This is a genomic window from Daejeonella sp. (assembly GCF_046590655.1).
Classification (GTDB): Bacteria; Bacteroidota; Bacteroidia; order Sphingobacteriales; family Sphingobacteriaceae; genus Daejeonella.
The window spans coordinates 1-8,521 of sequence record NZ_JBKJUM010000044.1 but is presented as its reverse complement, the minus strand read 5'-3'; the positions used below and the strand labels follow the sequence as shown (position 1 = coordinate 8,521).

General features: G+C 41.7%; 8 protein-coding genes. 2 read left to right on the top strand and 6 right to left on the bottom strand.

The features are described 5' to 3' along the window. From ACLL8Z_RS05235 to ACLL8Z_RS05210, 6 genes are all read right to left on the bottom strand, one after another. On the bottom strand, window positions 1–830 hold an 830-nt coding region (locus ACLL8Z_RS05235), incomplete at its 3' end, for an efflux RND transporter periplasmic adaptor subunit (RefSeq protein ID WP_411273711.1). Beyond that, entirely contained in the window at window positions 808–2,028 is a 1,221-nt protein-coding gene (locus tag ACLL8Z_RS05230; protein WP_411273710.1) for a TolC family protein, read from the bottom strand. The genes ACLL8Z_RS05235 and ACLL8Z_RS05230, both read right to left, overlap by 23 nt. A 13-nt stretch (window positions 2,029–2,041) precedes the next feature. Continuing rightward, window positions 2,042–3,991: an efflux RND transporter permease subunit gene (locus tag ACLL8Z_RS05225; protein ID WP_411273712.1), complete on the bottom strand. Its 1,950-nt coding sequence runs from the start codon at window positions 3,989–3,991 to the stop codon at window positions 2,042–2,044. Then, complete coding sequence (locus ACLL8Z_RS05220; RefSeq protein WP_411273709.1) at window positions 3,981–5,285, bottom strand: efflux RND transporter permease subunit; 1,305 nt, start codon at window positions 5,283–5,285, stop codon at window positions 3,981–3,983. The genes ACLL8Z_RS05225 and ACLL8Z_RS05220 overlap by 11 nt, the downstream gene beginning before the upstream one ends. Before the next feature lie 205 nt (window positions 5,286–5,490). After that, window positions 5,491–5,883, bottom strand: coding sequence for an HYC_CC_PP family protein (locus ACLL8Z_RS05215; RefSeq protein WP_411273708.1), 393 nt, complete (start codon window positions 5,881–5,883; stop codon window positions 5,491–5,493). Window positions 5,884–5,926: 43 nt separating this feature from the next. After that, on the bottom strand, window positions 5,927–7,141 hold the full coding sequence (locus ACLL8Z_RS05210) for a PQQ-dependent sugar dehydrogenase (RefSeq protein ID WP_411273707.1): 1,215 nt from the start codon (window positions 7,139–7,141) through the stop codon (window positions 5,927–5,929). Between the two features lie 407 nt (window positions 7,142–7,548). On the opposite strand from ACLL8Z_RS05210, the gene ACLL8Z_RS05205 reads away from it, so the two are divergent. Together ACLL8Z_RS05205 and ACLL8Z_RS05200 are read left to right on the top strand one after the other, a co-directional pair. Beyond that, entirely contained in the window at window positions 7,549–7,824 is a 276-nt protein-coding gene (locus ACLL8Z_RS05205; RefSeq protein ID WP_411273706.1) for a heavy metal-binding domain-containing protein, read from the top strand. A 75-nt stretch (window positions 7,825–7,899) separates the two neighbouring features. Next, a complete protein-coding gene (locus tag ACLL8Z_RS05200; protein WP_411273705.1) occupies window positions 7,900–8,220 on the top strand; it encodes a four-helix bundle copper-binding protein in 321 nt (106 codons plus the stop codon). Window positions 8,221–8,521: the final 301 nt, after the last annotated feature.

Below are 8,521 nucleotides of genomic sequence, written 5' to 3'. Positions count from 1 at the left end.
TCCTTAAGCTGGATAGGAGAGGTAGAAGGTATACCAGGAAGTTCAGGGGCATTAGCTGGTGATGAACTTCCAGTATTACCCATTGAATTCATAGATGACGTTCCTGCAGAAGATGGCGTAATCATTGAACCTCCGGATGAATTAGGAGGTACTGCCGCCGGACTATTGCCCAGCTGTTCTGCAACATATCCGGAATAAGGGCTGTAAATACTGATAGAATAATTTATTTTTCCGGTTTTTAACACACCCCTGATTTGCCCCTCTGTCGCACCAAGCAAACGCAGTTTTCTTTTTGCTGTTTCCATCAATTCAGGCTCCGCATTATTTTTCAGAAAAAGCAATTCCTGTTGAGCATTGACCAGATCAGGGCTGTATATATCCATTATTTTTTGACCCTTACTCACCGCTTCATAATTGTATTTTATATATAAGCGCTCTATTCTCCCGCTTACTCGGGCTGAAATGGATTTCCAGTTATTTGTATTATAATTAATAATACCCTTCAAGCTAATCTCATGAGCCTGTTCCCGATTCTGCGGGATAACGGTTTTTATGCTTGATATTACGCTGGCATTCGTCGGCTTTACCAATAAAGCCAGACTGTCATTTACAGATTCGTGACCAGCATGATTATTTAAAGGCACTAAATTCATGGAGCATATCGGACATAAACCCGGTTCATTTCTGATGATCTGCGGATGCATGGAGCAGGTATATTTTGTTGACTCAGCTCCGCCAACAGCTTTCTTGTCCTTTCCATTACAGCTAAGCAGTACAAGAATTATCAAAACCCGGATGAAAGCGAAACTACCGTTCAATATTCTTTTCATATTCCACGATCATTTTATAATACTTCTGTAATTGCTCCAGGTAATTCAATTGAGCGATATTTACGGCTTCCCAGGCATCAATAACTGTGTTTAAATCTGCTTTATTCTCCTGATAGGAAATCATAGTAACTTTCAGATTCTTGTTTAATGCCGTCAGTATTTTATCCTCATAATTACCTAGCTGCTTCTGCATACTGTTCAGCTCACTTTCCAAGGACTTGGTCATACCCAGCATTTCCACCAGCATTGCTTCCCTTTGCTGGCGCATCGCTTCCTGCTCGAAGTTCATGGATTTGATATCTGATTTATACATTTTGGACGACCATGGAGCAATCGGGACAGACAGCATGCCCATTATGGTAAACTGGCGTGGCATCATGGAATAATAATTTGACATATGATCAAATCTGATCCGGAAATCAGGCTTCGCTTCCATTCTGATTTGATTGATATTTAAGCCCATGGCAGTGATTGACCTATCCATTTGTACGATATCGCTGCGGTTTGCCGACAGGTAGGCGAGATCCAACACGGGCAATGGATTAAATACAACGGTATAATTAGTATCAATTCTAAAATCGGAGCTTGCTGGTCGATACATCAGTGCATTCAATGCAATTTTATTTGAGCGTATATTGCTCTGTGTCATTAATATCATGTTCTCCGCCTCATGATATCGTCCTTCAGCCTTAAATACTTGCCCGAGAGGCCCCTGGTTAAATTGATATCGTATTTCTCCCAATTTTCTCATTGTCTGCATGATAGCCAGATTTTCCCGCTGATAGGCAATTTTCTTATTGGCAATGATTAGTTCGTAGTAAAGTTCCTTTGCCCGGGCACGGAGCAGGTTGGCCAAAGATTTTTGCTCAGATCTTGTAATTGATGATTGCGCTGTTAAATACTCTGCCTTCGCCTTCGTTTTAGCCGGGTTGGGAATGTCCTGCTCGGCAGAAATCATAAATGCTCCCCGGTCGCTTTCATCTTCTATTGTTTGTCCGGGGTAAGGCGTCATGAAAGTCCCGGCGCCAATCATAGGAGCCATCCACGAACGGGCACCTTCAACTTTAGCATCCTGGCTCTTAATCCGGTTTTCGTAGGCATTAAGAGCGAGGTTATTTTTATCAATTTCCTGTAAGATCTGGCTCAGGCTAAGCACCTGCTGCGCATAAGACTGAGCGGAACTTATTAATACAAGCAACAATAAAATTTTCTTAATGTGAAACATCATGCACCTCCAGTTTTCCAAATTTTTTCAATTCATATTCTTTTGTCATTAAAAAGATAAGCGGAGTTACGAGCAGAATATGGGTGGACGAAGTCAACACTCCACCAATCATGGGAAGGACTATAGGCTGCATGACATCGGCCCCTACTCCCTGCGACCATAAAACCGGTATCAATCCAAATAATGCCACGCAAACGGTCATGATTTTGGGCCGTAATCTTTTAGCAGCCCCGTTGATCACATATTCTCTTAAATCGTCGTTACTTATGGTTTCGCGTGAATTTCCTTTTAATGCCACCAATTGCTTCATGGCATCATTTAAGTAGATCACCATCACTACGCCGGTTTCGACTGCGATACCAAACAAAGCAATAAACCCTACAGCAACTGCAACTGAAAGGTTTACTCCCCAGAAGTATACTAAGTAGGCTCCTCCAATTAGGGCAAAGGGAATAGTTACAAGACTTAAAAATGCTTCTCTCGCCGAGTTAAAAGCCAGATATAGGGCCAGAAAAATAATTAGCAATACAATAGGTAAAATATAGATCAGCGTCTGCTGTCCGCGCAAAAGATTCTCATACTGCCCGCTCCATTCCACAAAGTATCCGTTTGGCAGTTTCAAATCTTTATTGAGCTTTTTTATTGCTTCCTGAACGGTAGTACCCAGGTCACGTTCCCTGACATTGAACATAACCGCACCCCGAAGCAACGCATTTTCAGAAGTGATCATTGGCGGCCCGTCCACAAAACGGATATCACTAACCGCGGAAAGGGGAATAGTTCCTGCATCAGGTGAAATAAGTGGGATCCGTTTAAGCTTGTCCAAGCTGTTTCTGAAATCTTGTCCCAGGCGCAGATGTATGCTGAAGCGCTTTCTGCCTTCAATCGTTGTAGCGAATGGCGTACCTCCGATAGCTGTTTCTACCGTTGCATTAACATCATCCACAGCCAGTCCGTAACGCTCCAGCTGATCTCTTTTAATAGCGATCTCCAGATATTTTCCTCCCGTAACAGGCTCCACGTAAAGATCTTTAACGCCGTCAATATTCTGGAGTAAGGATTGTACCTTCCTTGAAACCAAGTCAATCTGTTTCAGATCCTGTCCATAAACTTTTACACCTACATCGGTACGGATTCCCGTCGAAAGCATATTGATGCGGTTGATTATGGGCTGTGTCCAGCCATTTACCACACCCGGGATCTGAAGTTTTGCATCCAGCTCAGTAATTATGTCCTGCTTGGTTATGCCAGCCCGCCATTCACTTTTTGGTTTGAGTGAAATGATTGTTTCGATCATGTTAATGGGAGAATTATCTGTCGCGGTGTTCGCCCTGCCGGCTTTACCCAAAACATGATCCACCTCAGGGATAGACTTAATGATTTTATCCTGAACCTGTAATATTCGTTTCACTTCAGCATTGGATACATCAGGCAGCGTAATCGGCATAAAAAGTATGGATTGCTCATCCAGGGGAGGCATAAATTCGCGTCCCAAACTAAAAACTAATGGAATACTAATCAAAAGCGCTAGAATATTGACGCCAATGGTTGTTTTGCGATGCTTCATGCAAGACCTGATAATAGGCTCATAAATTCTTTCTAAACGCCTGTTGATCGGATTTTCATGTTCGGAACGAAACCTCCCCTTCATAAAGAAAGAAATGATTACTGGTGCCAGGGTCACCACTAGAATAGCGTCAATGATCAAAATAAAAGTTTTGGTATATGCCAGGGGATGAAAAAGCTTCCCTTCTTGCCCGGTTAATAAAAAGACAGGAAGAAAAGAGGTGATAATAATCACCGTTGAATAAAATACCCCTCGCGAAACCTGTTTGCAGGCTTTTTCAATTATGCTTAGTCTTTCTTCGTCAGACAGACGAACATAATCCTCTGATTTCTTTTTCTTTGCCCAGAGCTGTTTAATTTTATTCCACATGAGACGTTCCTCCACTTCTTAATTGCAATAGTTCAGCCTGGCGCACTGCAAGGTTTTTATAGGCATTTTCTGCCATTATGATTCCGTTATCTACGATCACTCCAATTGCAAGGGCAATGCCTGTCAGTGACATGATGTTTGAGGAAATTTCAAACGCATTTAAAATAATAAAGCTTGCTGCAATAGTGATCGGAATTTGAATGATGATGCTGACGGCGCTTCTCCAGTGAAACAAGAAAATAATGACTATCAGAGAAACAACAATCATCTCTTCTATGAGCGTGGTTTTAATGGATGAAATTGACTCTTCAATCAGCTTTCCACGATCATAAACAATATTAAATTCCATTCCCTGGGGCATCCCCTTAGCCACCTCAATCATTTTTGATTTTACACTGCGGATAACCTCATCTGCATTCTCGCCGTAGCGTAAAACAACAATTCCTCCAACCGCCTCACCCTCTCCATTATAATCCATGATTCCGAGCCTGCTTTCTCCAGCCATCTGCACGGTAGCGATGTCCCTTATTTTCACCGGAATGGAATTTTGGGTTCGAATAGAAAGGTTTTCTATTTCCAAAACGGAGTTAAGATATCCCGTGGTTTTTATGATATAACCAATTCCGCTCATCTCAAACTTACGCCCCCCGGCTTCATTATTATTGGTATTAACCGTCCTGATAATATCGCTTAAGGAGAGTTTATAATAAGTAAGCTTATTAGGATCTATATTGATCTGATATTGTTTCTGAAAGCCCCCGAAAGAAGCAATCTCACTTACGCCAGCCACATTTTGAAGAGCAAACTTGACATACCAGTCCTGTACCGCCCGCTGTTCCCCAAGATCCATCCCCGGAGCATGGAGCGTGTACCATAGGACATGTCCTACGCCGGTACCATCGGGGCCCATGGTGGGTACCACCCCCTCCGGCATGCTATTGCCAATCGAATTCAGTCGTTCGAGCACGCGGGAACGGGCCCAGTACACATCTGCATCATCTTCAAAAATGATATAGATAAAGCTCATCCCAAACATGGAGTTAGCCCGCACATACTTTACCTTGGGTATACCCTGCAAATTAGTAACTAAAGGATAAGTCACCTGATCTTCGATGATCTGAGGGCTGCGGCCCATCCATTCGGTAAATACAATCACCTGATTTTCTGATAAATCGGGAATGGCATCTATTTTAGATGTTTTAACCGCATAAATACCCCAAACGAATATTCCGCTTGCAAAAAGTAATACAAGGAAACGATTCCTTAGGGAAAATGATATTAGCCTTTCAATCATATTGTGAGATTGCCAGCCTGCGGTAGGCAGGCTAAGATGTGTAAAATTTCATGTGGATGTTATTCAATTAGCTGTCCAGCTCTGAGCCATTTAAAGAGTGTGCTGCGACCATAAGCCTAATAAGCATCATAAACTCGGAAGGCTGAGTATTAGGTCTGGCAATAAGCCTGTTCAGCCACCAGGGAATGGGCTGAAAGAGAATAAATCAAATACGAAAGTTACAATTGCGAATAAAAGCAGGAGTATTCTGCTTTCGCGTCGCCGGGATGCTAAGGTGAAGCTCGTTTGTATCGGACGACGAGGAAATCGGTTGAATTTCATTAAAGAAAGCCAGGGGAAGATCAAACTGAGGCAGATTGAACTCATAAGCACTTAGTGCTGCTTTTTGAGATTTTTCAACTTTAAACAGTTGACTTTGATCCTTACAGCATTTACCAGTTTCAGATTCCTGCCTGCCACAAGAGCTGCATTTTTCAGAACTGGTTTGAGATAGTCCCCATTCAATAAGTTGACCCATACAATAGTGAAAATGTACGGTCGCACCGGATGAAACACCCAGATAGAATAAGGTCAATATGGTTAGGACTAACTTTTTCATTTTAACAGTATAACAAATATCGTTAAAATTTACATACGTACTATCATTGCTCCATGGTTTCCATCGGTGATAAACGCAACAATTCACCATCTTTATAATCTGTCAGCAGCCATACAGAACCATCAGGTGCCTGAATAACATCCCGAATTCGCCGTTGAAGCCAAATACGTTCTTCTGAATCTATATTATTTCCAGTGGCCGAAAGTCGGACAAGTGCCTCAGAATTAAAACTCCCAAGAAGAAGGTTATTCGTCCAGCCTTTAAAAAGGCTTCCGGTATAAAAGGCCAGCCCCGAGGGAGAAATTGCCGGATGCCAATAGGCTATAGGACCAGCAAATTCGGGCCTTGTCTCGTGATCGGGAATACGAGTCTCGTCATAATTATCTCCATTGCTAACAATGGGCCATCCATAATTTTTTCCGGCGAGTGGGATGTTTAATTCATCTCCGTGGACTGCCCCCATTTCGTGTATCCAAAGTTGTTTTGAAGTAGGGTTTAAGGCTGCTCCAAGGGGATTACGATGTCCATATGACCATATATCTGGTCGCACACCTTTTCTGTTAATAAATGGGTTATCCTTTGGTATTGATCCGTCAGGATTAATGCGAAGGATCTTGCCAATGTTGGTGCTAAGATCCTGTGCGGGTTCAAGTCGTTGTCGATCGGATGAGGTTATAAATAATTTGCCGTCAGTGGCAAATACAAGCCTGCCTCCAAAATGCCCCCTTCCAATGGTTTTGGGTAGTTGTTGCCAAATGACTTCCATATTCTTGATTTCATTACCTTCCAATTTCCCGCGGGCAACTGCAGCGCCTTTCAACACAGCGTCAGTATGGTCGTTAAATTTGCCTAACCTGGGGTCTCCAACATCACGGGTTACATTAGGCTGGACTTTTGCAGCTTCAGAATAGGAGATATATATAAATCCATTGGTAGCAAAATCAGGGTCAATTTCTACATCCAGCAAGCCCCCTTGTCCATGATATTCAATTTTGGGTAAGCCTTTAATGGGCTCTGACAATTTCCCTTCTGAATAAATGCGCAGCCGGCCTGGTTTTTCGGTGACCAGTAATCTGCCATCAGGAAGCCATGCCATTCCCCAGGGCTCGCTAAGACTTGCCAATTTCTCCACTTTGATCATGCCTGTTTTCGTCTGCACCATATCAGGCAATTTTGATGGAGGTTCCTGTGCGTACGCCCTGGTCGATAGAAAGAATACGATTAATAAGAAGTGGCGGGAGAGATTATTATTTTCCATGATTCATTATTCTGTTCGACAATTATTAAATTTTTAATAAACTAATGATGTACTAAAACGTCAATTCGACTAACTCTAAGAGTAAAATAATTGACGTTGGGTAATAGCTATATAAGTTTTTTGCGGCAGCTATTTAAATGTTACAACTCACAAGTTTTTTTGTTTTAATCTTTTATCATATGGAAACATTAATAATATTCCCATGGCAGCTACCTGCCGTTTTAACTTTAACACTTTTTCTATTTTTAAGATGCTTTCTAGTAAGGGAAATGTATGCTTGAACACAAAATCGGCCCTTTTCAAACAAATTTCAAATAGATAAAACTAAAACTGTTACTGGAGGTTAATATTTAAGTAACTAATTAAATGTTGACATATCATATTTTTTTAACCTCAAAATCAATAACATGAAACAGCAACTTTTCGCAGGATTAATCCTCTTATCCCTTGCTTTTGCTTCCTGCAGTGGTGGGAACAACAGCAAAGAAAATTCAACAACAGCTACTGGTAATAAAGAGCAATTAGCTAAAGATGAAATGTACACCTGCACGATGCACAACGAAGTAATGGGGAGTAAAGCCGGGAAATGTCCCAAGTGTGATATGACGCTCGTAAAACAAAAGATGACGGAAGAACAAATGAAAATGATGAAAGAGGGCACCTACACAAAACCAAATGAGTAACTAATGTATCCGGCAACAGGCGAAACTGAAGTCGGGCAACAGCGGACCTGAAGGCAATTTTAAAAATTATCAATTATGGCAGATCAAAATTATGAAAGCTGTATTGCTGCATGTGAGGCATGTGCAGAAGCCTGTGATACCTGTGCTGAACATTGCAAAGGCGATTCTGGAATGGAACAATGCGAAAAGTTCTGCAGGGCATGCGCCGATGCGTGCCGCAAATGTGCGGAAGCATGCAGAAGCGGGAGTGCAAATGCAGCACAATCGGCACAAGAATGTGCGGATGCCTGCCGTGTCTGTGCCGAAGAATGCGAAAAGCACGATAATGAGCATTGTAAAAGATGTGCCGAAGAATGCAGACGGTGTGAAACTGAATGCAGAAACGTTTCGGTCTAAACCTTAATGAGGGTTTTAATCATTAAAACCCTCATTAATTAAATTATTAATTATCGCATAAATAAAAAGTGGGCTTGTCTTTTGTGAGTAAATGCCACAAGTTGAGCCCTAATCTTTCGTCTTTACATAAAAAATATATACTCCCAGCATACACTCAACTCTAAATGAGTAATCTTAATCCTCTTATGTTTCTCGTTCCGGTAATTGCTTTGATACTGGTGGTATTGCTGTATATTTATTTGTTAAAAAAAGCTGATAACAAAGTTGTTTTTAAACGTTTTATTCTAATTACCCTGGTATT

Coding starts and splice junctions, on each gene's coding strand:
- ACLL8Z_RS05225 (WP_411273712.1), bottom strand. CDS start 3,991: ATGTGGAATAAAATTAAACAGCTCTGGGCAAAGAAAAAGAAATCAGAG.
- ACLL8Z_RS05220 (WP_411273709.1), bottom strand. CDS start 5,285: ATGATTGAAAGGCTAATATCATTTTCCCTAAGGAATCGTTTCCTTGTA.
- ACLL8Z_RS05215 (WP_411273708.1), bottom strand. CDS start 5,883: ATGAAAAAGTTAGTCCTAACCATATTGACCTTATTCTATCTGGGTGTT.
- ACLL8Z_RS05210 (WP_411273707.1), bottom strand. CDS start 7,141: ATGGAAAATAATAATCTCTCCCGCCACTTCTTATTAATCGTATTCTTT.
- ACLL8Z_RS05205 (WP_411273706.1), top strand. CDS start 7,549: ATGAAACAGCAACTTTTCGCAGGATTAATCCTCTTATCCCTTGCTTTT.
- ACLL8Z_RS05200 (WP_411273705.1), top strand. CDS start 7,900: ATGGCAGATCAAAATTATGAAAGCTGTATTGCTGCATGTGAGGCATGT.